This window comes from Lentibacillus salinarum, assembly GCF_042679865.1.
Lineage (GTDB): Bacteria > Bacillota > Bacilli > Bacillales > Amphibacillaceae > Lentibacillus > Lentibacillus salinarum.
This window is the reverse complement of sequence record NZ_JBHTNH010000028.1, coordinates 307,215-330,890: the sequence shown is the minus strand read 5'-3', so window position 1 is coordinate 330,890 and position 23,676 is coordinate 307,215. Positions and strand designations below refer to the sequence as shown.

21 protein-coding genes and 1 pseudogene are annotated in these 23,676 nt (G+C 45.7%); 8 read left to right on the top strand and 14 right to left on the bottom strand.

The window, feature by feature from the left end; genetic code table 11:
* Positions 1-434 precede the first annotated feature (434 nt).
* Positions 435-2,012: a cation:proton antiporter gene (locus ACFQ4A_RS14495; protein WP_382401867.1), complete on the top strand. Its 1,578-nt coding sequence runs from the start codon at positions 435-437 to the stop codon at positions 2,010-2,012.
* Between the two features lie 165 nt (positions 2,013-2,177).
* Here the strand turns inward: ACFQ4A_RS14495 and ACFQ4A_RS14490 are convergent, their stop codons facing one another.
* Positions 2,178-3,194: a YeiH family protein gene (locus ACFQ4A_RS14490; RefSeq protein ID WP_382401865.1), complete on the bottom strand. Its 1,017-nt coding sequence runs from the start codon at positions 3,192-3,194 to the stop codon at positions 2,178-2,180.
* 134 nt (positions 3,195-3,328) lie between these two features.
* On the opposite strand from ACFQ4A_RS14490, the gene ACFQ4A_RS14485 reads away from it, so the two are divergent.
* On the top strand, positions 3,329-4,201 hold the full coding sequence (locus tag ACFQ4A_RS14485; RefSeq protein ID WP_382401863.1) for a LysR family transcriptional regulator: 873 nt from the start codon (positions 3,329-3,331) through the stop codon (positions 4,199-4,201).
* Positions 4,202-4,371: 170 nt separating this feature from the next.
* Here ACFQ4A_RS14485 and ACFQ4A_RS14480 read toward each other — a convergent pair whose 3' ends face one another.
* The gene (locus ACFQ4A_RS14480; protein ID WP_382401861.1) at positions 4,372-4,989 is read right to left on the bottom strand and encodes a class I SAM-dependent methyltransferase; all 618 of its coding nucleotides are present in this window, start codon (positions 4,987-4,989) and stop codon (positions 4,372-4,374) included.
* A gap of 201 nt (positions 4,990-5,190) precedes the next feature.
* Complete coding sequence (locus ACFQ4A_RS14475; protein ID WP_382401859.1) at positions 5,191-6,486, bottom strand: MFS transporter; 1,296 nt, start codon at positions 6,484-6,486, stop codon at positions 5,191-5,193.
* A gap of 165 nt (positions 6,487-6,651) precedes the next feature.
* On the opposite strand from ACFQ4A_RS14475, the gene ACFQ4A_RS14470 reads away from it, so the two are divergent.
* From ACFQ4A_RS14470 to ACFQ4A_RS14455, 4 genes are all read left to right on the top strand, one after another.
* Positions 6,652-6,837, top strand: coding sequence for an H-type small acid-soluble spore protein (locus ACFQ4A_RS14470; protein ID WP_382401857.1), 186 nt, complete (start codon positions 6,652-6,654; stop codon positions 6,835-6,837).
* A gap of 81 nt (positions 6,838-6,918) precedes the next feature.
* A complete protein-coding gene (locus tag ACFQ4A_RS14465; RefSeq protein ID WP_382401855.1) occupies positions 6,919-7,098 on the top strand; it encodes an H-type small acid-soluble spore protein in 180 nt (59 codons plus the stop codon).
* Entirely contained in the window at positions 7,092-7,262 is a 171-nt protein-coding gene (locus ACFQ4A_RS14460; protein ID WP_382401853.1) for a CAP domain-containing protein, read from the top strand. Before ACFQ4A_RS14465 ends, ACFQ4A_RS14460 begins: the two co-directional genes overlap by 7 nt.
* A 163-nt stretch (positions 7,263-7,425) precedes the next feature.
* A complete protein-coding gene (locus ACFQ4A_RS14455) occupies positions 7,426-8,664 on the top strand; it encodes a dicarboxylate/amino acid:cation symporter (RefSeq protein ID WP_382401851.1) in 1,239 nt (412 codons plus the stop codon).
* 499 nt (positions 8,665-9,163) lie between these two features.
* Here the strand turns inward: ACFQ4A_RS14455 and ACFQ4A_RS14450 are convergent.
* From ACFQ4A_RS14450 to ACFQ4A_RS14410, 9 genes and pseudogenes are all read right to left on the bottom strand, one after another.
* Positions 9,164-9,535, bottom strand: a pseudogene (locus ACFQ4A_RS14450) (hypothetical protein); the annotation flags it as partial.
* 39 nt (positions 9,536-9,574) lie between these two features.
* A complete protein-coding gene (locus ACFQ4A_RS14445; RefSeq protein ID WP_382401849.1) occupies positions 9,575-10,609 on the bottom strand; it encodes an LCP family protein in 1,035 nt (344 codons plus the stop codon).
* 236 nt (positions 10,610-10,845) lie between these two features.
* Positions 10,846-11,733: an LCP family protein gene (locus tag ACFQ4A_RS14440; protein WP_382401847.1), complete on the bottom strand. Its 888-nt coding sequence runs from the start codon at positions 11,731-11,733 to the stop codon at positions 10,846-10,848.
* On the bottom strand, positions 11,726-12,250 hold the full coding sequence (locus tag ACFQ4A_RS14435) for a sigma-70 family RNA polymerase sigma factor (RefSeq protein WP_382401845.1): 525 nt from the start codon (positions 12,248-12,250) through the stop codon (positions 11,726-11,728). The genes ACFQ4A_RS14440 and ACFQ4A_RS14435 overlap by 8 nt, the downstream gene beginning before the upstream one ends.
* Before the next feature lie 439 nt (positions 12,251-12,689).
* A complete protein-coding gene (gene spx / locus ACFQ4A_RS14430) occupies positions 12,690-13,100 on the bottom strand; it encodes a transcriptional regulator Spx (RefSeq protein WP_382401843.1) in 411 nt (136 codons plus the stop codon).
* A 67-nt stretch (positions 13,101-13,167) separates the two neighbouring features.
* On the bottom strand, positions 13,168-13,776 hold the full coding sequence (locus ACFQ4A_RS14425) for a TetR family transcriptional regulator (protein WP_382401841.1): 609 nt from the start codon (positions 13,774-13,776) through the stop codon (positions 13,168-13,170).
* A 163-nt stretch (positions 13,777-13,939) separates the two neighbouring features.
* Complete coding sequence (locus ACFQ4A_RS14420; RefSeq protein ID WP_382401839.1) at positions 13,940-14,467, bottom strand: helix-turn-helix domain-containing protein; 528 nt, start codon at positions 14,465-14,467, stop codon at positions 13,940-13,942.
* 261 nt (positions 14,468-14,728) lie between these two features.
* Positions 14,729-15,634, bottom strand: coding sequence for a hydroxymethylglutaryl-CoA lyase (locus tag ACFQ4A_RS14415; protein ID WP_382401837.1), 906 nt, complete (start codon positions 15,632-15,634; stop codon positions 14,729-14,731).
* A 231-nt stretch (positions 15,635-15,865) separates the two neighbouring features.
* Positions 15,866-16,480, bottom strand: coding sequence for an NUDIX hydrolase (locus tag ACFQ4A_RS14410; RefSeq protein ID WP_382401835.1), 615 nt, complete (start codon positions 16,478-16,480; stop codon positions 15,866-15,868).
* A 710-nt stretch (positions 16,481-17,190) separates the two neighbouring features.
* Here ACFQ4A_RS14410 and ACFQ4A_RS14405 point away from each other — a divergent pair.
* The gene (locus ACFQ4A_RS14405) at positions 17,191-19,128 is read left to right on the top strand and encodes a heavy metal translocating P-type ATPase (protein ID WP_382401833.1); all 1,938 of its coding nucleotides are present in this window, start codon (positions 17,191-17,193) and stop codon (positions 19,126-19,128) included.
* 30 nt (positions 19,129-19,158) lie between these two features.
* Here ACFQ4A_RS14405 and ACFQ4A_RS14400 read toward each other — a convergent pair whose 3' ends face one another.
* On the bottom strand, positions 19,159-20,190 hold the full coding sequence (locus ACFQ4A_RS14400; RefSeq protein WP_382401831.1) for a S66 family peptidase: 1,032 nt from the start codon (positions 20,188-20,190) through the stop codon (positions 19,159-19,161).
* Positions 20,191-21,000: 810 nt separating this feature from the next.
* On the opposite strand from ACFQ4A_RS14400, the gene ACFQ4A_RS14395 reads away from it, so the two are divergent.
* Complete coding sequence (locus tag ACFQ4A_RS14395; RefSeq protein WP_382401829.1) at positions 21,001-21,750, top strand: hypothetical protein; 750 nt, start codon at positions 21,001-21,003, stop codon at positions 21,748-21,750.
* Positions 21,751-21,855: 105 nt separating this feature from the next.
* On the opposite strand, the gene ACFQ4A_RS14390 is transcribed toward ACFQ4A_RS14395, so the two are convergent.
* On the bottom strand, positions 21,856-23,673 hold the full coding sequence (locus tag ACFQ4A_RS14390) for a YhgE/Pip domain-containing protein (protein ID WP_382401827.1): 1,818 nt from the start codon (positions 23,671-23,673) through the stop codon (positions 21,856-21,858).
* Between the last annotated feature and the right edge of the window lie 3 nt (positions 23,674-23,676).

Below are 23,676 nucleotides of genomic sequence, written 5' to 3'. Positions count from 1 at the left end.
AGAAGGGTGACTTTTTATCAAGCGTCCTAATTTCTATGTTAGAGAAAACAAACATACTGTTGAAGTCATAAACGTCAAGGTACAGGCATGACAAATGTCATACAATCGTGTAATCCCGGGGGAACGGGGAGCTGATTTGGTGATCACATGCGTTAAGTGGAAACGATGGCAAATTAAGAAAAACGCCTGACGCGTCTTTCCAGAGGTCAGAAGTCGGATTGGAAGAAATCGGCGACATAGCCAATTTCGGAATTGAAAACGTCGTCCAACATTTTATACTTATCTTTCAAAAAAACTGATCAACGCCTGATCGGCTTCATTTTTACCGGATTTTTGAACATCCTCGAATAATAATCGGATAAACGCGTCACCGCATTCTATTGCGCCTTTTGGTCAAACTAAACGTATGTGATGATTGAGGGAGGTACATTTCAGTGGAAGACATGGATTTGCATCATATGTTTTCACTCATTCTCATATTGGTCATGATGGCTGCCGGCATTACCGCCATTGCCAAAAAATTTGATCGCCCATACCCGATTGCGCTCGTCATTGTCGGGGCTGTTATCGGTCTAATCCATATTCCGGTGCTTGAGCCGTTAATCGACTTCATAACAGAAGGCGAGGTGTTTAATTTTGCGGTGATTACACTCTTTCTTCCTGCACTGCTGGGTGAAGCCGCCTTGAAAATGCCCTTTTCCCAGCTGTTTGACAACAAAAAACCGATTATCTTGTTGGCGTTCGGCGGCACCTTTCTGTCATTTGTCGTCATCGGTTTTTCCGCCATGTGGTTATTGCAACTAACCATTCCGGCTGCCTTTGTATTTGCCGCCGTGATGAGTGCCACCGACCCGGTCAGTGTGTTATCCATTTTTAAAAACCTTGGTGTCAACAAACGGCTTTCTACCGTGATTGAAGGCGAAAGTCTGTTCAATGACGGCCTTGCTGTTGTCCTGTTTAACATAGCCGCTTTTTCACTCTTGACCTACGCCGGAATGGGGATTGAAGGTGTCGGTCTTGGCATCTGGTCGTTTATCAAAGTTGTGGCACTGGGGCTCTTGGTCGGCGGGGCTACCGGATACGTGGCATCACGGGTGACGCGCTATTTTGACGATTACCCACTGGAAATTATCTTCAGTATCATTTTGTTTTACGGGACGTATTTGCTCGCCGAAAGTATCCAGGCGTCCGGGGTGATTGCGGTGGTTGTAGCGGCACTGACGTTAGGCAATTACGGGGCCAAAATCGCCATGAGTCCGACAACAAAGCTGAACATCAAGAACTTCTGGGATGTCATCACACTACTGATCAATTCGCTCGTGTTTTTAATGGTCGGGTTGGAAATTACCCGGATCGATGTAGCCGACAGATGGGGACTCATTTTCCTGGCCATTTTGATTGTGCTCGCTGCCCGAAGCATTGCTGTCTACACCACGACCTTGTTCGCCGGCGGTATCCCAGCGGCATGGAAACATATTCTAAACTGGGGCGGGCTGAAAGGGTCCTTATCCATCGCATTGGTCTTGAGCCTGCCACGGGATTTCAACGGGCGCGAAGATGTTCTAATTTTTGTTTTCAGTGCTGTCCTGTTTTCCCTCGTCTGTCAAGGCCTTACGATCAAGCCGATTCTCAACTGGCTCGGCGTGAACAAACAGGATAAGGGCTTTAGGACGTATGAAACACTGCTGGCAAAGGCATACCGTTATGAAACAGCCATGGAAGCCATAACGCGGGTAAAAGATAAATTCCGGATGACCGAGACGATCACACGTGATATTACCGCGGATTATGAGCGCTATCTGGAAGACATCCAGGAAGAAATGGAACAGCTTTTCCAGGAGCATCCGGATTTGAAAGCTAAACAGCAAAATACCGTCCGGCGTCATTCATTGTATGCCCAGCACGAAGCTGTCGAACGTTTAGCGAAGGAGGATATTATCGCCGGCGATGTTGCCGAACACGTGACCGAACAAATCATGGATCAGCTGGCTGAACTGGACAGTGAGCATTAGAACACGTCTTTTCAGATGCCAGAGGGAAGAAGTCGGCGAGTCAGCCGTTTTCGGTCTTGAAACGTCGTCCAAAATTTTATACGTTAAAAAACCCGGCATACGCCTAACTGAAGGGTGTGTACCGGGTTTTGTGCATAAGCCGGGCAGGCACTACCGCCCCGTCGCTTACCATAATCCGAATGCTGATACGAGCAAAAAGCCAAACACGGCGAGTAATACGGATCCGACTAAGCCGGCTGTGAATGATTTAAGCCCGAGCCGCCGGAATGTGCCAATATCGACGCCCAAACCGATCCCCGCCATGGCCATCGCCAGCAGCAAGTAGGCAAGGTTGACGATTTGGTCGGCTATATTTGCCGGGATAATGCCAAGCGAATTGATCCCGCTGACAGCAAGAAATCCGAAGATGAACCATGGCACCATTGACCAGGAAAACGTGTTCCGGGCCGTTTCGTCATCCTTTTTCTGAAACAAATAACCAATGACCAGGACAACCGGCACAAGCAGCGCCACACGCGTCAATTTAACGATGACCGCAATGTCGACCGCAGCATCGCCTCCCGCTGCTGCCGCTGCGACAACATGCGCGATTTCATGCAGTGTTCCACCGGCAAAAATACCAAAGCCATTCTGGGATAAGTCAAACAGCGAATACAGAAACGTATAAACGAGTGTGAACAGCGTGCCCAGCACCGCAATCGTGGCCACCCCGACAGCTGTTTCATCATCTTTGGCTTTCACTTGCGGGGCAATCGCCACAATGGCTGCCGCACCGCAAATCGCTGTACCGCTTGCTGTGAGGATGCCAAGCTTTTTGTCAACACCCATCCAGCGGGAAATGAGATAAACGACAATAAGGGCAAACGCCAGGTTGAGCGTAGCAATCGTGAATACACGCCAACCGGCTTCATAGATGTCGACCATATTTAGCCGCATCCCGAGCAAAATAATACCGACCCGCAACAATTTCTTGCTGGAAAACGTCACACCCGGTGTCACACTATCCGGCAGACCAAGCGTCGCCCGCCAGGCGATACCGATCAGAATCGCAATCACCAGAGACCCCATAATTGATAAAAACGGAAACTGCGCTAAAAATTGGGCAACGAATGCGATCACAAGTGTTATCAGAATCCCGGCCGCAAACAAAATAGAGGGCCGTTTATACAATGGCTGTTCCATGGTGCTCCCACCTTTTTGAAAAACGTTCTATTTTCACTTTATCGGAGCCCCAGTTATTAGTAAAATACATATTAATGATAGTTGTAATTAGGATTTTTAATAACAAAATTAAACATACCAAAGGTGGGATAGCCATGTATTACGATGCCCTGAAAACATTTGTCGCGGTTGCGGATCAGCAAAATTTTACGAAGGCGGCGGAAGCCTTGCGCATTTCGCAACCGAGCGTCAGCCTGCATATTAAAAATCTTGAGGAAGAATTCCAGACTGAATTATTTGTCCGAACCCCAAGAAACCTGACGATTACACCAACCGGGGAAATTTTGTACGAACGAGCCAAACAAATTCTGGCCATGTATGAACAGACACGTCAGGCTATTCTGGAACATCATCAGGCGGTAAAGGGCGCGATCAAAATCGGCGCCAGTTTCACGGTTGGCGAGTATATCGTTCCTTCGCTGTTCGTCAGGATGCGCGACCATTTCCCCGATCTTGATCCGGATTTGGAGATTGGCAATACAACCGAAATCGTCCAGGCCGTCAAACAGCTCGACATCGATATCGGCTTGATTGAAGGACAGTCCAACGATCCCGAACTGCTGATTGAGCCCTTCATGGAAGACGAACTTTTCGTCGTGGGGCCTGCTGATCATCCACTTACCCAAAAACAGTGCGTGACCATCAGCGACTTGCATCACGAAACATGGATTGCCCGGGAAGAAGGGTCCGGCACACGAAAATATCTGGAACACGTCATCCGCTCCAACGGCCTGCAAGTCACGTCCACGATCACCATCAGCAGCAATCAGGGCGTGAAAGAGTCGGTCATCCGCGGTCTGGGCCTCTCACTGCTGTCTGGAAGCGTGGTTGAGCGGAATGTCCGCCATAACGATCTGGCCATCATTCCGGTAAAAGACCATGCGTTCAAGCGCCGGTTTTCCTATGTCTGTTCACCGATTATGGCTAGGAAAAAGAATGTGGAAGCGTTCATGGGCATGCTACAATGACCGGGATAGGCGTCACACCCACTACGGTCGACTGATGGCGCTTTGTTGTTCAGCCTAGCTCGGCTGCCGGCGAACGGCCTGCTTCACGTCCGGAAAACAGACACACGCTGCGAAACGTGCCTGCAAACGCCCGATCGCCGTGGACACCAGCCCCGCCAAACCCGGAAACTTCACCTGCTGCAAATAGCGATCCCGAGCGGATAATGCCGGTTCTCATTGGATGTGGCCGGTATAATCAGTGCCCCTCTTTGCAAGTAAAATGCCGTCGACGTATAACCCGGAAACAAATTCATAAATTCTGCAACCGAAAGCTGATGGACATGGAACGGCGACCCGCACGGCTTGCCGCGCCCTTTACCAAACGGCGTTGACAACACAAGTGTGCCACCCGGTTTCAATAAGTGATAAACATTGGTCAGAAACTGTTCCTCTTCAGCCACATGCTCTAGCGTTTCAAAGCTGACGATACAATCGAATCGGCCAAGTTCTTCTTGCAGCTTCGGATCGGTCACATCGCCCACAGCAAATGCTGAGTTCGGGTGATAATACGTTCCTTGGGCATAACGCACCGCATCCGGGTTACGGTCAATGCCGATGACTTCATCAACCCGTCCTTTTCCTTTCTTGGCTAGAATATGGGTACCATACCCGGCTCCACTGGCAAAGTCGAGCACGCGGCCATACACATAGTCACTGGCAAAATGATACCGCGCCACATGCTCAATCAAGAGTTCATTCGTTATAGTCATGTTTTCGGGAATGACGCGTTCCCCTGTATCGTTTAACATTAACCTTCACCGCTTTATCGTTATGTTAGTTACCAGAAGCTGTCGCGCATCAACCTTAATAGATTGCGCGATACTGCGCGAGATCGAATGGATGGGGCACAACGCGTTGACGTCTCACGGTCATTGCGCATCTAAGCCCTAGTGCCACGCAAATTGTGACTGCCCACGGTCGAGCAGGTCTTAATACCGCACGATCCCATTTTAATCCTGGCGTGCCCTGATCGCATCCAGTTTGGCTTTTTGCGGTCGTTTGGCTGTGACAGCACAAATCACGCCGGCAACTGGGAAAATGAGCGACGCCAAGAGCACCGGCGTGTAATTGTGAAATAGATCAAAGCCAGCCCCGAACGGAAGCGGCCCGAGCGAGGAGCCGATGACCACCATCGTCATCCCGACCCCATTAATACTGCCGACATATTTCCGGCCAAAATAATCTGGCCAGATGACGTTCATCCCGATCCGCTCGAGACCATTGGCAGCCCCCCAAACGACGCCAAATAACACCGCCAGCAGAAAACTTTCGGTTACGAGAAGCAACAATAAAAAGATTATTTCAATCACAAACACACTGGCAAGCAAATAATTGGTGGGGACTTTTTCCGTAATAAAGCCGGAAATGAGTGACATCGGCATCCCGACAAATGCCATCAGACTCAGCACCATCGCCGCGATGCCCGGCGACAGTCCATTCGTATCAAAAATGGACATAATATGGAAGGTGATCCCGGTATTGATCATCGCTGGTATACCGACACTGATCAAAATCCCCCAAAAAGCCCAAGTACGCATGGCTTCTTTCAATGTCCAGTCCGCTTCTGCTTCAGGCAGCGTGGCGGTACCCATGACCGGTTCTGTATTGTCGTCCTTCGATTTCTGCAAGCCGTCCGGTTCCAGCCCCATCTGTTCCGGGCGGTTGCGGACGCCAAACAAAGCAAACGGTACAAAGACAACGAGAAGCATCACACCCCAAAACTGCCAGGCGACCTGCCAATCCCACGTCTGGATGAGCCATGTATTGATAATCGGAAACAGCATCGCACTGATAAAGCTGCCCATTGTCATGAAACTGAACGCGCGGCCTCTTTTTTTCACGAACCATTGCGCGACCAGCGTATTCGGGATCAATGACATCGTGCCCTGGCCCAGTAGCCGGACCATAAAGAACCCAACCGCCAGCATGACCATATTCGTGACCATACTGTTAAAAAAGCAGGCGAGCGCAAAAACAATCCCAACTGTCACCATCATAAAGCGCTGGCCGTACCGGTCAATAAACCGGCCGACAAACATCATCGTCAAACCGGCAATCAATGTTGCTGTCGAATATAAACTGGACACTTCCGTCCGTGACCAGCCAAAATCCTGAATATACTCATCAATAAAAGCTGAATTCGAATACGTCTGGCCGGGGCCGGAAAAGAAGATCCCCAGACCACCGATAAAGACGATAAACCAGCCGTAGTAAAATGTTTGAAAAACCTTTCGTCTTGCTGTCAACGCTCCATCCCCCGTTTCAAATCCCCCTGTACTTTTTCACAGTCTAATGCTGATTTTACGTGAAATCAACCATAAAAACAATTTAGACAACTGGTTAATTCCTCCTCGCATATACCGTTCAGGGGCGGTAAAAAATAACCGTGAGGCCGTTGAAAGGAGATCATGATGGATCACGACCGCGCACAGGCCATTATCGATTCCATAACCATGGTCAACGTTAGCTATCACGGATTCCCCGTTTATTTAAAAAACATCAATCCCGACCAGGCAACAGCCACTGTGTTTCCACTTGATGAAATGGATCACATCCAGGAAGTGGACCTGGACGGTTTATTTGAGGATGGTCCTTAACGAATAAACAGCCGGACACGTGTAGTTGACGCGCCGTGTTCGGCTGTACAGCCAAATGTTACATTAATGGAGGTGGTCTGGTTGAACAGACAGCGGGCAGAGGAAATCGCCCAGTCAGCCGATATGAAGAATGTTACCTATAACGGCCAACAAATCTACATCCAGCATGTGAATGACCAGCAGACAGCCCGGGTCTTCGCGCTGGACGATCGGCAAAATGAATTCGATGCTCAGCTGACCAAGTTACACGAAACATGGTAGCCAGCTTTGATTCAGCCGGTGAAAACAACGATCGGCAAGTCGTCGAGGCCTGGATGGACAACGAAGAACAACGGGAAAACATTCTGAATGAGTCATTCACCCACATCGGTGTTAGCTATAACGACAGCGGCCGTTACGGGTCCCAGATGTTCATTGTACAATAAGCGCCTGACTTCAAGCCATGCTCGCCGGGAGCATGGCTTGATGATCGGCATTAAAAACAGGGATTTTGACACAGCCGGCCAAACAAGATACTGTCAAATAAATACCGATTAATTTTATCGGATTAAGTGTCATAGACTGATTACATAAAGGGGAGGGAAATCGATGAAAAACATATGTCGGGGGTATCTTAGCGCATCACTCATTTCCAAAATCACTGTTGCGCTGGCGCTTGGCATTATTGTTGGTTTAATGTTCGGTGAGGATGCAGCGGTGCTATCACCGTTCGGGGATCTTTTGCTTCGTCTGCTGCAATTTCTAATCATTCCATTAATCTTATTCACACTGATTGTCGGACTTAACCAGACGAAGCTCGCGAGTCTTGGCCGCATGGGCGGAAAAGTGTTTATCTATTATGTCGTGACGTCCGCTTTGGCTATCATTGTTGGGGTTACGGTTGCCAGTATCTTCAATCCGGGCACAGGGATGACACTCGAAGGAAGCGAAGCCTTTGACGTACCGGAAAATCCGGGTGTCGTCAGTGTCCTGTTAAGTATTGTCCCGGAAAATATCGTGACAGCATTTAGCGAACTGAACTTGTTAGGCATCATTTTTACAGCCTTCGCATTCGGGATTGCGATATCAGCGCTCAGATCGTCCGAGTCCACCAAAGAACTGGGCGAGACGGTGTATAAAGTCATTGACGGTCTGAATGAGGCAACGATGCGCATCATGAAAGTGATCATCCAGTACGTGCCGGTCGGCATTTTTGCCATCATCGCTGAGGTAATCGGCAATCAGGGTGCTAGCACATTATGGGAATTGGGCAGCATGATCGGCGTGCTTTACATTGCGTTAATCGTTCAACTATTGGTTTACGTGCTGTTTATGGCCTTCTATAAAATCAATATCAAGGACTTTTTCCGATTTGGCCGGACACCGATGATTACGGCGTTTGTCACCCAAAGCAGTTCCGGAACATTGCCGCTCACCCTGAATGCCGCCAATGGGCTGAAACTGCCTAAAAGTCTGTACGGCTTCAGTCTGCCACTCGGTGCGACCGTCAATATGGACGGAGCAGCTATCCGGATTGCCGTGTCTGCTGTATTTGCGGCCAATGTAGTCGGTGACCCGCTCAGCTTCGTCGAAATCCTGCAGGTCGTCCTAATCGGGACATTGGCATCCGTCGGGACCGCGGGCGTTCCGGGCGCCGGTATTATCATGATTGCTACCGTATTTGCACAAATCGGACTGCCAATGGAAGCAGTCGGCTTGCTGACGGCTGTTGACGTGCTGGTCGGTATGGGCTGTACCGCCATCAACGTGACCGGTGATTTGGCCGGTACCAGCATCATTAGTAAAACCGAACCGCCACAGAAAAATGAACAGGCCGCGGGAAGCTGACCAGAAAAAACATCTTCCGAAAAGACATAAGTCGTTCTCTTACCGTGGAGAAAACCCAAAATATCAGTACGATTTTCTTATGAAATAGCGACGTTTTAGATGGTCTTTGTTAGAAAGAATAAAACAGCTCAGGTCACATAAACTGAGCTGTTTGTTTTATTTGTTTATTAAACAATCGCGTCCTATCGTATTCCTAAAAAATAAAAGAAAGTAATATAGCAATGACCAAACTTTGTACAATCACCACTAAAATCGTCTTCTTATCAAGTTTATTTCTGTTTACAATCACCCTTTGGCCTATGTAACTTAAAATCAAGGCAATTAGAAAAGTGACAATGAAGGTGAAAAAGAATTCCTGTATCAAAACAATCATACCACCTATCCGTGTTTCTGACGTCAATAAAACTATAGCATATTCCTAACCATTCAAACCTCATATTAATTCAATTAAATGCCGGGATTCAGAAGGACGCCTTCTTATTCGATTAGGCCCGTTTGCTTAATTATCAACACCAAGGAATTTGATTAACTTCATGAATTTTTGATCGTCACCTGGATCAATGGACTCCGCCTTTGTATTCTCAATAATAGCTTTATAGACGTCTTCCCCAGTAGGATTCTTGCCATCCCAATGTAAAGGAACTTCGTATACATTAATCGTACCATCCCCATTACCACTATAAGTTACTGATCCATCTACTAAGCGTGAACCGGATAACTGGATAACGCCTTCTGGATAATTAGCACTTGTTTCGTCGTCGGGATTGAGTGGATCACCTGCTGAAATATGCCGAACATTCAATTCATTTATGTCTTGATTCGGCCCAAGCTGCAACCAAACACGAGCGTATTCGATTTCGTCAGAAGAATATTTGCGGATTCTTTTGTGGACACCGATTTATCTTGTTTATTATCCGTTAGATTCAGTACTATAAGAATCTAATTTCAAGATTTGTTTTAATTGGCGTGCAACCCTATTTAATCCTTCTTCTGTAGGAATGAAATAAGACAGACCATCAATCATTTCATTGGAACCCTTAATATCAAAAGTTTCAATTGAAGTGGGATCCATCGAGGAGTATGTTTGTTGTAAAGCAAAAATTTCAGATGGTTTCAAACTAGTTTTTACGTTTTTGCTTATTATATCGGATATTTCTCCTACTTTAAATATAGTTCCCGCTGAAATAGCCTGGTCAATTGCAGCCTTAATGAACTGCCTCTGCCTTTCCATACGTGTATATTCCACGGCAATATCCCGTTTTCTCATTCTGACAAAGGCAAGTGCTTCTTCACCGTTTAAACGTTCCAACCCTTCTTCAAAATAAATTCTTTTATCGTTGTTAAAAATATTTTTCTCCCAAAATCCTTTTTTTATATCTACAGTTACGCCGCCAAGTGCATTTACAATATCTCTAAATGCTTCAAAATTAACAGTTATATATTCATCAATCGGAATATCAAGTAAATCCTCAACTGTTTCCACAGTTAGTTTATTGGCTCCATATCCAGATATTGAGCCATAAGTGTAAGCAGCATTAATTTTGTGAAAACCTGCATACTTTCCAGCCTCTTTAACCGTAAATTCTACTCTGGTATCACGGGGGATACTCGTCATAGTTAGTTCTTTATCTTTTGGATCAAGCGTAACAACAATTAGTGTATCTGCGCGACCGTTTTTACCATTAGAAGAATAACTTTCAGTCCCAATTAATAAGATAGATATAGGTTCATCACTTATGTCGACTGTTTGTTCTCTCAATTCTGATTTATTACTAGGACGATCTAACCCCTTATAGGAGCCCTGGGCGGCATTATAAATTTGGTTGAACAAATAAATTCCTAAACCAATGACAATAACAATAAGTAACAAAAGGATATTTAGCGTCCATTTTTTCCATCTTTTGTCTTTTTTGTGTTTTCTATGTGCTGATCTTAATTTATTCAAAACAATACCTCACTAATGTGTTTAATAACCGCTTATCCATAGAGATGATAGGTAAGGGTTTGAAGTTGTCTTTCCCTTCTCCCCTGTTCACACCGTACGCGCAGCGCTCATCGCGTATGGCACTCCAACTCATCAAACATCCTTAATTAATACATTAAATTGAACAAAAGATTTCAGGAGGATACATTTATTCTCTGTTAACCTTGAAATCCAGAACTTGTAGTAGATGATTTAAGTTAATTATCATCCAAGTGGTTCTTTAAAGTATTAGAGGTCTTTTCCAATAATTTTTGGTTAATCTCTACATAATAGATATCATTCATTAATTTTTCTTCTATTCCTTTTGCCACATCTATCACCTGCATGGAACCAGAATTCATGTCCTCTATTTGGTTTAACACATCTCTTGGAATAGTGGTTTCACTTTCGTCTAAAAGGGTTTTAATTTCAGATGCAGACAATCGGTCTTTGATTAAACCGCCCATTTCATTAATTATTTTTCTATTCTCCCTTGCATCCTTTTCAGCAATTCCCAACTTTTCATATATATTTTTTTCTGACATAATGGCGTGATAATCGATAGAAATATCAAAAAGGTTCGAGACTGTTGTTATAGCAGCTTCAGGATCTGGCTCATAAGCTGAGGCATGCATTAACTTATCTTGGCCTATCATTTCCCCTTCAGAGTTAACAATTTCCACATACGTATCACGAGGAATTGACACTACATTCATACTGTTGTCATCACTATTGTAAGTAAGTAATATGTTAATATTGTTCCTACGATTAGTTTCATCAGCTGAATCCTTTCCCATTATTAAAACTGAAAAAGATGATTCTTCATGTTGAGCTGCTAGTTGTTTATCCGAGTTTTCCTGAACAATTTCGTTACCAATGTTTAGATTCGGTAAAAGTACAACAATTGCTAAAATTAATGCTGTTACAGAACCTAATACAGGAAGGACATAACGTTTGCTTATATTGAGCAGAGTCATGTTATTGTCTTGTTTTTTATGTTTCTTTTCTTGAATTTTATTTAAGGTTTCTACCCTATCTTCTTCAGTAAATTTCAAATCTTCCTTTTCCAAATATGAAAATACCTCCTTATTAAATTTATTATCCATAAGCATTTGCCTCCTCAATTAAAATTTTTAACCTTTGTTTTGCTCTTCTGAGTCTTGTTTTAACGGTATTGGTATTTAATTCTGTTACTTCAGCTATTTCATTAATGGATAAAGACTTATAGTAATACAAAATGATAACTTCCCGATAATTTTTGGATAAAGAAAAGATAAGACTTTTCATCTCTTCATCCTCTGTATTTTTAATCATCTTATCTTCTGCTGAAGGTAAAAAGGATCCCATTGCACTTTCCAAAAAGCTTCTAGCTTGAACTTTTCGAAAGTGCCAACTTCTTAAATAATCCTTACACTGATTAATTGTAATCCTGTATAGCCATGTTTTTATTGATGATTCAAAACGAAAGTTATCTAAGTTCTCATAGCATTTGATAAAGGTGTTTTGAACCATATCCTTCGCAGTTTCTTTGTCTTTAACGTAACTAAACGCCAATCTAACCAAATCACTCCCATGTTCTATCATGATTCTCTCTAGAATACCTTCTTTCTCCCTATCTTCCATGACTCCCCCTCTTTTCAATTTTTTATTATTCGACCTTTAGACGGTAGCTGAACCAAAATGGTTTCACGATCCTTAGTTGTCATTTTAGCTCTCTATAGTTACACGTGTTTTCTACATGAAAAAGAAAAAAAGCATTATATACAAGATAACTCAAAACCTTGAAAATAATGCTCAATGAAATAATTTCAGAACTAATCAACCTCTCTAATCAACAAAATGCCCCTAATCAAGAAGAAGGTTTATTGTTCAAGGATGCGATATTGGCGCTATGGGCTATACCAAATTGTCATGCAAGTTGACTGCCAAACTCATTTAAACGTTGTTATGTCATGAAAAAATAGCGTACCAAATATTATGTGATTTAGTACGCTAAATATAATGTCATTCTATATTGTCTCCACCGTAAGTAACGACTTTGAAAGGACGGAAATGTTTTTTCTTACCCTTCTGCCGGCCGCAAATGATGAAGACGCCAGTTCAGCCATTGACTTTCCCGCATTTTTCTTGGGATGAACTGACGAATTTCTTCTTCATTGAAGCCGATCTGCAGTCTTTTATCATCCGTCATGATCGGATTCCGCAACAAACCGGGGTGTGTCTGGATTAAATCAAGGAGCTGTTTTAATGACAGCGCACTGATATCTTTCCGCAAATCTTTGTAAACATTGGACCGGGTTGAAATGATGTCATCCGTCCCATTTAATGTCAAACGGAGAATCGCTTGAAGCTCATCAATCGTCAGCGGCTCCCTGACCGTATTCCGTTCCACATAGGAAATATCGTGTTCCGTGAACCATTCTTTCGCCTTTCGGGTGGACAAACAAGGTGTGCCATAAATCGTTACCGTCATATACCATACCTCATTCTTTTAAGGATTGTCAGCCATCAGCCTTACATTCGGGATTGCATCAGCTGTCTCATTCATGTTTGTAAACCCCCGCTTTTAAAAGGTTCAGTTCAATGCTTAAATGATCCATCGCCTCTTTATCAGATAAATTGCGGGCAAATGTCTCAACAAAGTTGTGCACCATGACAGACGTGAGGATCTGAATCACATGGAAAAGTTCCGTTTCATCTGTAATATTGAGTTTCTGTTTATCAATTAACGCGCTAACTTCCCTGAATTCCTGATTATCTTTCCGGTCACTGAAAATCCGTGCAATGCTGTCTTCTATTTCATGGGTCATATTTAAAAACGCATTTTTCATAAAATCCAGGTTTTCGCCTTCCGTTATCACCGTTTGGAAAAATGCCGCTATCGACTCGACCAGGTCGCCGTCATGCTGTTTCAACAGGCTGACGAACAGGTCTTTACGCTCACTTGATAGTTTATCCAACAGAAAGAAAAACGCATCTTCCTTATCGGCAAAATATTGATAAAAGCTCCCACGCGGGATATCAGCCGCCTTGACGATATTGGCAATGGAGGCTTCGTACATCGGCACGCGGGAAAATTCCATTTCAACCGCTCGCATTAATGTTTGCCTTTTTTTCTCTGGTAAGTTAAAAAATGTTTGCTTCGGCAAAGGCTTAGCCTCCAGTCCCTCAGGTCGGTCAAATCTCGTTTTCATTCTCTAAGTCTAATATAAATGACAGTGTGTCATACGTCAATAAAAAATGACACACTGTCACTTAAATGTCAAAAAACGCCGCCGTCCTGAAGACAATCATGGAACGGGAGAAGGCGCATCAGTCATCAATAAACACCGTTAATACCTTGGCGCCATCGTTATCGACCGGGATAAACAAATGGGGCTTGATCCCTTTGAAATAACCGGTATCCCCTTTTCCCATATAATGTTTTTCCCCATCGTAATAAAGTTCAATCGCGCCCTCAACAATATAGATGAATTCATCCTGTGTATGCGTATAAGGCTCATGCCGTTTATTATATTCCTTCGGCGTCACATGGACTATCGTCGGTTCAACCCTCGAAAAGCGGGAGCGATTGGCGAGCAGTTCAAACGAATAGCCCATATTCTCATCATCCGCATTGATTGTCCGATGCGATGTCGGCAGCATGACAAGATCTGTTTCCGGGTGCCCGTCCAACACCCAGGAAAGCGGCACATCCAATGCCTCAGAGATTTTCGATAAGGTTGCCACCGCCGAGGACGTCTGGCCATTTTCAATTTTGGACAACAGGCTTTTGGAGATGTCGCATTGGTCGGCGATTTGCTGCTGTGTATATTTGCTTTTTAAACGGGCTGCTTTCAATTTTTGGCCGATCGTTTGAAGGTCTATGGTTAATCGCTCCTTTCACCCACTCAACTACAACCTCTTTATCATAGAATAGATGAAATTTCCCCATCTGACAACAGGTAACCCGGAAGTCCCCCCTGGTATTGTTAAAGTCGCTGTTCATTGTGCTTCATGCGCTGATACCTGCCCGGCGCGCTGATAAAATCGAAAAGAGCCGCCGATAGCATAGGAAAACCCCACCTATGATGGGGTGTGAGGTCATCAATGTATCGTCTTTCAGCTCTGGCTTGCCACATAAGCGAGCGATTTACTCGGCAGTGTCTTGCCCAATTTATTCTGGATATAGAGCGCCGCTTCCTGGAGCTTTTGCTCATTCATCCCCGTTTTGATTCCAAGACCGTTCAACAAGTAGAGCACGTCGTTAGTCGCTACATTACCGGCGGCGCCCGATGCATACGGACAGCCGCCCAATCCGCCAACTGCGCTGTCAAACCGTGTGATGCCATGCTCCATCGAACGCATAATGTTGGCAATTGCCATACCACGTGTATCATGAAAATGCATGATCATTTTGTCGCTCGGAAAACGATCCAACACCTTAACAAGCAGCTGATCAACCTGCGATGGGACGGCCGTGCCAATCGTATCCCCAAGTGAAATATCATCGACGCCAAATTCGAGTAGCTGCTCACAGACACGCAACACCTGGTCAGGTGAAATTTTTCCCTCGTATGGGCAGTCAAAGACCGTAGAGACATAGCCCGTCACATGCTTGCCTGCCTGTTTGGCCTCCGTCACCACTGGCTGCAGCACTGGATACGTCTCCTCGATCGATTTATTGATATTTTTCCGGTTATGCGTCTCACTGGCCGACATAAAGACCGAGGCCCCATCAATTCCGGCTTCAAGCGCCAGCTCCAGCCCTTTCATATTTGGAACAAGCGCCGAATATCGAACACCCGGAATGCGCATGATGCGCTTGCCAACTTCGTGCGCATCCGACAATGCCGGTACCCATTTCGGATGCACAAACGATGAATACTCGACTTCCTTAACACCTGATTCGGAAAGCGTATTAATCCAATGTACCTTATCAGCCGTCGAAATCCGCTGCTGTTCATTTTGCAGCCCATCGCGCGGCCCGACTTCCTTAATCTGCACAAACTCCGGCATGCGTCCCATTTTATAGCCTCCTTTTATTTTCGGAAATTCGTTTGAATACGCTTTCAAATTCAAATTAACCGTAAAACTGAGGGCATCTTACTGTTCATTTCCCTGATACATTCTATCGTATTCACTGGGGTTCAATTTGGTTTCGTTTCATTCAACATTGTTGAATCTATTATAAAATAAAAATTCCCAAAATGTCAAATTTGGGAACAGTTGTGAAGTGCTATGGAATTTTCACGCTTTTTAACGAATCATGGCAACAAAGTGAGCCAGAATCCTTGCCGTTAACCCCCAGATCACGTTCTCATCATAAATATAAAAATACTCATCCATCTGACGGGTGCGCCAATTGTAGTTTTCACCACCAGGTATTAGCTCAAATGGAAAGGACGCTTCCGGCTGTACCTGTAAATTCACATGGTGGATAACCGGTTCGGTCTCCAGAAAAAAGGTAAGCGGCACCGTAAACAGCTCACCGACTTCTGCCGGATTGGGCTGAAATGGCGCCCGTGTGCTGATCAGTCCGGCATAAGTGTAGATGATCATGCCAAACGGTGTGACCAAATAATCCAGCGGAAACACGTCCGAAATCATCTCATCGCTGATGCCCAGCTCTTCTGTCGTCTCCCGGATGGCTGCCTCCCGAGGGCCCTTGTCCTGCATGTCAATCCGCCCGCCCGGAAAGCAAATTTCCCCTGGCTGCCGCCGCATACTTTTTGCACGCACTTCAAACAGGACGTGCAGCTCATTCTCTTTCTGAATAAGGGGCAAAAGGACAGCCGATTTCGTCAATTGTTCATGGCCAAGCACTGATGGCGTATGTTGTTTGATTTTTTTCATGATGCTTTCCAGATCCATCCAATCACCTCAACCCTGCTTCTTCTACTATAGCAGACTTATGTACCCTTAGATAACCAATATGCAACAAGCCGGTTAACATATGCAGGGCAAACAACATGACGTGATAGCTCGTCTATTTGACCTTACCACAACTTTCGGGAGCTACTCGGGCGATTAGAAGCCTTCTATTTTACCTTTCCGCGACTTTTGGGAACTGCTCGGGCACTTAGAAGCTTTCTATTTGACCTTTCCGCAACTTTTGGGAGCTACTCGGGCGATTAGAAGCCTTCTATTTGACCTTACCACAACTTTCGGGAGCTACTCGGGCGATTAGAAGCCTTCTATTTGACCTTTCCGCGACTTTTGGGAACTGCTCGGGCGATTAGAAGCCTTCTATTTGACCTTTCCGCAACTTTTGGGAACTGCTCGGGCGATTAGAAGCCTTCTATTTGACCTTCCTGCGACTTTTGGGGGCTACTCGGGCACTTAGAAGCTTTCTATTTGACCTTTCCGCGACTTTCGGGAGCTACTCGGGCGATTAGAGGCTTTCTATTTGGCCTTCCCCTGACTTTCAGGAGGTCTAATCCGCAAAAATCCAATTCTCAAAACTAACAATTGACCCATTGACTTCTTACATCACCGTAGTATAATTATAATAAGTATCACTTTATAATGATTATAAATAATTGCAAATGGTTATTATTATCAATTAGGAGGTACAATTCCACATGACCACCCAAACGGATGTCTTGAAAAAGGAAAACCGAAATCCAGTCCAATACCTTCAAGAAAACAACTATTTCATGAAGGTTCGTGACCATATTGAATTGATTGCTGCCCTTGTCAGTGGCACACTCATCTTATTGACATGGGCAATGGAAAACACGCTTTCCCAGCCAATGTGGGTCATCCTTCATTTGATTGCCTTTACGATTGGGGGATATGCAAAAGCCAAAGAAGGCATCACCGAAACAATTCGCACGAAACAATTAAATGTGGAAATGCTTATGATTTTTGCTGCGATCGGTTCGGTTGCCATCGGTTATTGGACAGAAGGCGCGATTCTTATTTTCATATTTGCATTGTCAGGTGCCCTGGAAACGTATTCCATGAATAAGAGTAATCAAGCGATTTCGTCCTTAATGGAAATGCAGCCTGAAGAAGCCCTACTGCTGGAGAACGGAGCCGAAAAAACAGTGCCTGTATCATCGCTGGCCATTGATGATGTCATCCTTGTGCGTGCAGGTGAGCGTATACCGGCAGACGGCGTCATCGTCAAAGGGTCGAGCGCTATTGATGAAAGTACCATCTCGGGTGAATCGATGCCATTGAGTAAAGACGGTGGCAACGATGTCTATGCTGGGACCGTCGCTCTGGATGGTACACTAACGGTGGCCATAACGAAAAGACCAACCGAAACAGTCTTTCAGAAGATCATTAATATGGTTCAGTCCGCACAGGCGGAAAAATCACCATCCCAGTTGTTTATTGAGCGGTTTGAGTCAACGTATGTCTATGGCGTGCTGACCACCGTTGCCATCATGTTTTTCCTGCCAACGCTTTTATTCGATTGGCCATTATCGGAAAGCATCTACCGGGCGTTAGTGCTCTTGGTTGTGGCTTCCCCATGTGCGCTCGTTGCCTCCATCACACCGGTCACCTTATCGGCCATATCCAACGCAGCCCGAAAAGGTGTCCTGTTCAAAGGCGGCATTCATGTAGAAAATTTAAGCCACGTGAATGCGATTGCCCTGGATAAAACCGGTACCTTAACAAACGGCAGGCCGGAAGTCACCAATGCCTATTTTACCGAAGTCGCGGACGAAGCGTACATCACAGCTGTCGTGGGGGCAATTGAAAGTGAATCCACACATCCACTGGCAGAGGCACTCACAGCGCATAGCGACAAACAATTGAGCGAAAAGCCATCCATCGACGTTCATGAGATGAAAACGTTGAGTGGAAGAGGTGTGACAGCGGTTGTTGACGGTAAAAAGTGGGTCATCGGGAATCCGGATTTTGTTGGAAAGTCAGAAGCAGATACATTTTCGAATGGCATCGCCGCAGAATTGGCAAAGGAAGGCAAAACCGTTATATTTGCTAAAGTGAATGATACCATCGTTGTCGTCTTCGCTCTGAAAGATACCGTCCGGAAGTCAACGAAAAAGGCCATCAGCAAACTAAAAAAAGCTGGTATTCACACCGTTATGATGACCGGGGATCATGAATTGACCGCCAAAGCGGTTGCTGAAGAAGCTGGCATTGATCACTATATCGCCAACTGCTTGCCACAGGAAAAAGTGGAACACGTTAAATCATTACGCGAGACGTACACAAACATCGCTATGGTAGGCGACGGGATTAATGATGCGCCTGCACTGGCGAGTGCCAACGTCGGCATTGCCATGGGTGAGGGGACAGGTGTTGCACTTGAAACAGCCGATATGGTACTCATGAAAAACAATTTGGAGCGCATCACTAACGCGGTCAACCTATCAAGCCGGATGAACCGGATCGTCAAACAAAATATCATCTTTTCCTTAAGTGTGATTGCCGTTCTTATTTTAACGAACTATTTGCAGATGCTGGATCTTCCCCTGGGCGTGATCGGCCACGAAGGCAGCACCATTCTGGTTATCTTAAACGGGTTACGTTTATTAAAATAATAAAAAACCACTTGTGGGGTGGCTGTCAAGCTACTCCACCCCGCTCTCCAAAATTGAAAACGAGCCATTATCACAATCCACTTCTGCCATGGCACCATACGGCAAAATCATCTTCGGCTCGGTATGCCCAACATTCAGATTGTACAAAATCGGTAAGTCTTCCAGCTGATATTCCGTCATGACAGTGCGGATGGCTTCTTTGTAGTCGCCATAGTATGTTTCATCCTGGGGTTTGCCAAAAATGATTCCGCTCGTTTTGTGCAAAATACCCTGGGCCGCATAATTACGCAGCCAACGTTTAATGGATTCGGGCGGCGGCTTTTCTTCTGACGTTTCAAAGAACAGAATGCTATCCTGCCAATATTTTTCATCAGGCCAGATGGCGGTCCCTTTGGCGAACTCCAACACGCCCATACAGCCGCCGATCAAACGCCCCTGGACTGCGCCAGACCCTTGCAATACGTCATACCCTTGATTGGGCTGCATGGTACGCCGTGTGTGTTTGTTCTGGATATCCCACTCCAGCCGCTCGCTCGTCCATTCCGATGCAGGCGGGATTTGTCCGATGGCTTCGCTGGAAAACAATGACCGCTTGACCATTTGAACTGTATACGGCAGCATATCGACATTCTCGGCAAAGTCGGTCATAATCGCTGGCCCGTAAAATGAGGACAGCCCTGCTTTGTGACAGAACAAATGCGAAATGGTCACATCCGAATAGCCCATGAAAATCTTCGGGTTCTCTTGGATCACGTCAAAATCAATATATGGCAACAGCCGGATGCTTTCACTGCCCCCAATGTTTGCGATAATGCCCTTGATGCTTGTATCCCGGAATGCATTCATCAAATCTTCTGCACGCGCTTCCGGATGGTCGTAAAGATAATCCATTCCTTTTAAACTATTCGGCATCGCCACCACTTCAAGGCCAAACACATCACGCAGACGCTCCACCCCTTGTTCATAGCGCCATCTTAATTCCGGCTCTCCAGCCAACCCCGATGATGGGCTTACCGTCGCCACTTTGTCACCGGGGGTTAATTTTGTTGGTTTGACCAGCATCCTGCCACCTTCCTTTTGATGTTTTCGTTATATTAACATAATTCGTTCATTCAGGTCATCATTTTTTAATTCGGGCGATATAAGTGGTCAGATGTGCTATAATACGAGATACAATAGACTGGCTTTGCATGAGGGGTTAGGTGCACCGTTTTACCTTCCGGGATCTTCCCGAGGAGGGAGGTGTTGCCAATGGATGTGGAAATAGCACTCACACTGATGATTTCTTTCGGTATGCTTGTTGCGTTTATCATGTCCGATAACAAAAAATAACCCCTCACATGCTCTAGCGGGCTACTGAGGGATTATTTTCTCATGTGCCTAGCCCTTCTTGATGGGGTTCGGTCTTTTGTAACCGTTCCATGTACAGCATGGAGCGGTTTTTACTATTTTATGCTTTTCTACCCATAGTATACCACGTTTTTGGAATTTGTACACTATAAACAATGACCAAAACGTTTGAATGTAAGCTTCTCAGGGCCAAAACGTCACTTGGGAGCATCGAATGTCGGATAGAGCACTTCTAAAGGACCAAATCGACCCTAAGAGACAGTGAAAAGGCTAATAGAGGCTTTCTAAAGGACCAAATGGCCTTCTGAATCTGCTGAAATGGCCAATAGAAGCCTTCTAAAGGACCAAATGGCCTGCAAGAGTCTTCAAAACGTCCGTTAGACGCCTCCTAAAAGACCAAATCAATCCTAGGAGACGCTAAAAAGGCCATTAGAGCACTCCCACCCTCACGATCATCTTTGAAAAATAGCCAAAGGTTAACTAAAATGAGTTCAATGTAGGTCACTCAAGGAGGTTCCATGAATGCCGCACACAACACTTAACCAATTTCTGCCGGCCATTCAAACATTAAACACTGGCAAATCACTCACCAAACAAGAATTACTGACAGCATCTTTCCGCATCGAAAAAGACGGAGATCTCAGCATGTACTATGCACCGCATAATGAATCCATCAACCCTGACGCCAAGATTGTGATTGTCGGTATCACCCCGGGATGGCAGCAAATGAAAACCGCCTTTGAGCAATTTATCACAAGCCTTTCATCCGATAAAACACTGGAAACGTGCTTGAAAGAAACCAAAAAAGCAGCCGGATTCGCGGGTTCAATGCGAAAAAATCTCACCGCCATGCTTGACCAATGCGGCGTCCCCCACATACTCGGCATGACACATTCAGCAGATTTATTCGAGCATCGAAGGGACCTCCTTCACACCACATCGGTCGTCAAATACCCCGTATTTATTAACGGTAAAAACTATACAGGACACCAGCCCCCCATCGATCGTGCGCCGTTATTACAGCCCTATGCCTATAATATGTTCCCGGACGAAATGGCCCAAATCACGTCCAATGCACTCGTCATCCCGCTTGGAAGAACAGTGGACAGCGTCATCGTCAGACTAGCCGAGGAAGACAAGCTGCCTCGTCATACGTTTCTAACCGGCTTCCCGCATCCATCCGGGGCAAACGGCCACCGTGTCAAGCAATTCCAACAGCAAAAGAGACAGCTTCAGGAAAAGGTGACATCATGGGCCGGTGAAATGAATTAAAAGTAGTGGTGGCGCACTATCCAGCCAGATGCTGCCATATTCCGGCCCGTTCCATCGACAAACCAGCCTGTACCTATGTCAGGCTAGTTTACTTCATTAAAAGCTTTACCGAAACAGGTCCATCAACCGGTCCCAAAAGCCTTTTTCCGCTTCTACGTCTTTTTCCTCTGTTGCTTCAGGTTCTTCCACTTCAATTGGATCGGTCTTTAATACGAATTGCACGACATCAACCTTTTCATTTTGATCCGATACAAACGATTGCGGTTCAAAATCGGAGCCATCGTATTCATCCATCATCTCATCGATTTCTGACTGCATTTGGCCGGGCAGATCACTGGTCTCGTCGTGCAGTTCCTCTGTCCCGTCTTCCAGCTCGCTGGCGCCGCTGTCCAGCTCAGACGTACCATCAGCGAGTCCCTGAATACCGGTATCGATGTCCTGGTAGGAAGTCGCCAATTCGCTTACGCCTTCTGTATAGTCCACCAGGCCACTATGGAAAGATTGGTACTCGGATGCCATAGAAGATAGCCCTGACTGCAGTTCACTTAGTTTATCCAGCTGGTCCATATTTTCCATGCCGCCCTCGATGTCTGTAGCAATCGTTTCAGCATTGTCGGCGATGTCCCTTATCGAGCCTGCTACCTGTTCCAATGTACCGGTCACAGCGCCAAATGCTTCCTGAACTTGCTGATAAGTTCCTTTAGCTTGACGGGCAGCTTCATACGTCTCGAGCAACTGGTTCACGACGTCTTGATTCGCATCACTGTTTTGCAGCTCATCAATTTTCTCGGGACCTATTTCGTAATCCGGAATTCCGTTCATGGCATCATCTAAATGACTATACGCTGTATCATAGTTGTCACGCAACGTATCAAGCCCATCAGCGGATTCCCGCAAGCCACTTGCCAAGTCGCGCATACCCTCAGGTAATTGTTCCAGTTCGCTGAGATCTGGTGCGTCATCGGGGGCACCTTGCATGGCATCATTTATCTGTTGCAACACATCACGGATCTCCGCAGAGCCACCTACCAGCTCGCCGGATGACTGATCAAGTTCGCTGATACCGCTCAAATAGTCGCTGGACCCGCTGCTCAGATCCGCTGCCCCTGAATTCAGGTCAGAAATGCCGCTGTTCAAGTCGCCGACACCGTTGTTAATATCACTGATGGCATCCGACAACGACTGCATGTCGCCTTCCACACCGCCCAAATCCGGGTCATCAATCGGCATGGAAGCTGGTGTGGCCGATATATCAATTGGGTCCATCTCTAAATCCGTTACGTTGGCAGACACAATGAATGTTTCCTCTTTTTCCGGCATGACAGTGAATGTCACTTGTGTATCTTTGCCGGAACTGGCCTTTGTCCCATCCGGTGCCTGAATATCGCTAAATACGCTCGGATCAAGCGTCAGTGAGATTTGCAGCATATAGTTTTCGAAAAACACTGGATCGGCATCATCATTACCGGCTGTTTCAATCTGAAGTTCCAGCGAACCGCTTTTACCGGCTATTTCATCCGGTGTCACGTCGTCGCCATCCAGCTTATACGTGATATCGATGTTCCACGGGAGCGGCTGATTTTTCATGTCGCCCTGATAATAAAATTCGTCGTCTTCCGCTTGAAAACGGACCGTATCATCATCTTGTTCCATCTCGTGTAAATTGCTTAAGTTACGCACATTCGTGTAAGCACCATAATCCACGATTTCACCCGGCTCAGTAACGTGGAACGTGTTCACCACATACATGTCCTCAAGCGTACCACCCGCATCCAGATTACCATAAATCGCTTCATCTTTTGCTGAAAATTCGCCGTCAGCCATCTCTTCATCGGCATTCTCGTCAGCCAAAGTAGGCAACGGAAACGAGCCAAACACCAGCACGGCACTCATCGTCACGATCGCTAATTTTTTCGGCCGCATAGC

Excerpts from the sequence above, each read along its gene's own strand:
- ACFQ4A_RS14405 (WP_382401833.1), top strand. The coding sequence starts at position 17,191 with ATGACCACCCAAACGGATGTCTTGAAAAAGGAAAACCGAAATCCAGTC.
- ACFQ4A_RS14435 (WP_382401845.1), bottom strand. The coding sequence starts at position 12,250 with ATGGAAGATAGGGAGAAAGAAGGTATTCTAGAGAGAATCATGATAGAA.
- ACFQ4A_RS14455 (WP_382401851.1), top strand. The coding sequence starts at position 7,426 with ATGAAAAACATATGTCGGGGGTATCTTAGCGCATCACTCATTTCCAAA.
- ACFQ4A_RS14470 (WP_382401857.1), top strand. The coding sequence starts at position 6,652 with ATGGATCACGACCGCGCACAGGCCATTATCGATTCCATAACCATGGTC.
- ACFQ4A_RS14395 (WP_382401829.1), top strand. The coding sequence starts at position 21,001 with ATGCCGCACACAACACTTAACCAATTTCTGCCGGCCATTCAAACATTA.
- ACFQ4A_RS14480 (WP_382401861.1), bottom strand. The coding sequence starts at position 4,989 with ATGTTAAACGATACAGGGGAACGCGTCATTCCCGAAAACATGACTATA.
- ACFQ4A_RS14410 (WP_382401835.1), bottom strand. The coding sequence starts at position 16,480 with ATGGATCTGGAAAGCATCATGAAAAAAATCAAACAACATACGCCATCA.
- ACFQ4A_RS14460 (WP_382401853.1), top strand. The coding sequence starts at position 7,092 with ATGGTAGCCAGCTTTGATTCAGCCGGTGAAAACAACGATCGGCAAGTC.
- ACFQ4A_RS14400 (WP_382401831.1), bottom strand. The coding sequence starts at position 20,190 with ATGCTGGTCAAACCAACAAAATTAACCCCCGGTGACAAAGTGGCGACG.
- spx (WP_382401843.1), bottom strand. The coding sequence starts at position 13,100 with ATGACGGTAACGATTTATGGCACACCTTGTTTGTCCACCCGAAAGGCG.
- ACFQ4A_RS14485 (WP_382401863.1), top strand. The coding sequence starts at position 3,329 with ATGTATTACGATGCCCTGAAAACATTTGTCGCGGTTGCGGATCAGCAA.
- ACFQ4A_RS14415 (WP_382401837.1), bottom strand. The coding sequence starts at position 15,634 with ATGGGACGCATGCCGGAGTTTGTGCAGATTAAGGAAGTCGGGCCGCGC.
- ACFQ4A_RS14390 (WP_382401827.1), bottom strand. The coding sequence starts at position 23,673 with ATGCGGCCGAAAAAATTAGCGATCGTGACGATGAGTGCCGTGCTGGTG.
- ACFQ4A_RS14440 (WP_382401847.1), bottom strand. The coding sequence starts at position 11,733 with ATGGATAATAAATTTAATAAGGAGGTATTTTCATATTTGGAAAAGGAA.
- ACFQ4A_RS14490 (WP_382401865.1), bottom strand. The coding sequence starts at position 3,194 with ATGGAACAGCCATTGTATAAACGGCCCTCTATTTTGTTTGCGGCCGGG.